The sequence below is a fragment of the Kytococcus sp. HMSC28H12 genome, assembly GCF_001816045.1.
GTDB classification, from domain to species: domain Bacteria; phylum Actinomycetota; class Actinomycetes; order Actinomycetales; family Dermatophilaceae; genus Kytococcus; species Kytococcus schroeteri.
The window spans coordinates 1-1,899 of record NZ_KV824339.1; the positions used below are offsets into that span (position 1 = coordinate 1).

At 73.0% G+C, this 1,899-nt stretch carries 2 protein-coding genes; both read right to left on the reverse strand.

Annotated features, from left to right (window positions below; genetic code table 11):
• Positions 1–114: 114 nt before the first annotated feature.
• Positions 115–1,371, reverse strand: a complete 1,257-nt coding sequence (locus HMPREF3099_RS03175; RefSeq protein WP_202816670.1) for a S8 family peptidase — start codon at positions 1,369–1,371, stop codon at positions 115–117.
• A 137-nt stretch (positions 1,372–1,508) separates the two neighbouring features.
• Positions 1,509–1,899 (reverse strand): S8 family serine peptidase (locus tag HMPREF3099_RS03180; RefSeq protein WP_168168426.1); only part of this gene is annotated, 391 nt, incomplete at its 5' end.

Here is a 1,899-nt window from a genome sequence, read left to right on the forward strand (position 1 = left end):
GGTGCGAGCGGTTCACGGGGGTCTCCGGGGTGTGAGGGGCGAGAGCCGTGGGAGCGGGGATGCGTCGTGCCGGGCCCCGGGTCCGGGACCCGGCACGACGGGTGGGGCGCTGCCTCAGGCCTGGAAGGCCTTGAGCGCGTTGAGCAGCAGGTTGGGCGAACCGTTCACCTTGTCGATCGCGTCCTTCGTGGCGGTCGTGGTGAGGGTCTCCTTCACCTGGTCAGCGGTGGCCTCGGGGTTCTTCTGCAGCGCCAGGGCGGCCGCACCGGCCACGTGCGGGGAGGCCATCGAGGTGCCGGAGATGGTCTTGGTGGCGTCGTCGGAGTCCTTCCACGCCGAGGTGATGTCCACGCCCGGGGCCAGGATGTCCACGCACTCACCGAAGTTGGAGAACTCGGCCAGCACGTCGGTGTTGTCCGTGGCACCCACGGTGATGGCCTTCTGGGAGGCGGCCGGGGAGTGCTGGCAGGCGTCCTCGGTGTCGTTGCCGGCGGCCACGGCGGTCACCACGCCGGCGTCGCTCATGCGGTCCACGGCCTCGTCCATGGCCCCGAGCTTGGTGCCGCCCAGGCTCATGTTGGCCACGTCCGGGCCCTCGGTGGCGGCGGCCTCGTCCATGACCCACTCCATCGCGGCCAGGATGCCCAGCACGGAGCCCGAGCCGTCGCACTCCAGCACGCGGACCGGCTCCAGCTTCACGTCCTTGGCCACGCCGTAGGTGGTGCCACCCACGGTGGCGGCCACGTGGGTGCCGTGGCCCTGGCAGTCGTTGGTGCCCTCGCCGTCCTGCACGACGGTGTGGCCCTCGCCCACGCGGCCGGCCAGGTCCTTGTGGGTGGCGCGGATGCCGGTGTCGATGATGAAGGCGGTCACGCCCTCGCCGGTGCCCTCGTAGGTGTAGGTCTTGTCCAGCTCGGCCGCCTCCTGGTCCACGCGGTCCAGGCCCCACGGGGCGTCGGCCTGCTCCTCGTCGATGCTGACGCGCGCGTCGCGCTCCACCGACGCCACGGCCGGGTCGGCCTCCAGCGCGGCCACCTGCTCGGGGGTGAGGTCCGCGGCGGTCACGGCGCCCAGGGTGTCGAGCTGCGCACGGACGTCCACGCCCTGCGCGGAGAAGCGGGAGGCGGCCGACGCGGTGGCGGTGGCCACGGCCGTGCGCGCGGAGGAGGTGGTCAGCGCGCGGTCGCCGGTGGCCTCCTCGGGCAGCTCCAGCATGACGATCCAGTCGCCGGCGGTGGCGGCGTCGAACTGCGTGGACGAGGCGCCGGAGGGGGTGGCCTCGAGGGTCAGCGGGGAGGCGGTGGCGGCGCCGGTGCCCAGGGTCAGGGCGGTGGTGGCGGCCAGGGCGAGGGCGGTGCGGGTGGTCTTCACGGGGGTCTCCAGGTGGGTGCGGAGGGGGTGGTACCTGAGGTGTGTGCGTCGGGCCGGCGGCACGGGGCCGGGCCGGGACGTGCCGGGCCCCCGAGGGGAGCCCGGCACGTCCAGTGGGGAGATGTCCTGCCGTCAGGTCAGCCGGCGGAGACCTTCAGCGCGTTCAGCAGCAGGTTCGGCGAGCCGTTCACACCGTCGATCGCGTCCTTCGTGGCGGTCTCGGTCAGGGTGGCCGTGACCTCCTCCACGGTGGCCTGCGGGTTCTTCTCCAGGGCCAGGGCGGCGCCACCGGCGACGTGCGGGGAGGCCATCGAGGTACCGGAAATGGTGTTGGTGGCCTCGTCGTCGTCCATCCAGGCCGAGGTGATGTCGGTGCCCGGGGCCAGGATGTCGACGCAGTCACCGAAGTTCGAGAAGTCGGACAGCGCGTCACCCTCGGCGGTCGAACCCACGGTGATGGCGGACTCCGCACGGGCCGGCGAGTAGTTGCAGGCGTCGTCGGTGTCGTTGCCGGCGGCCACGGCGGTC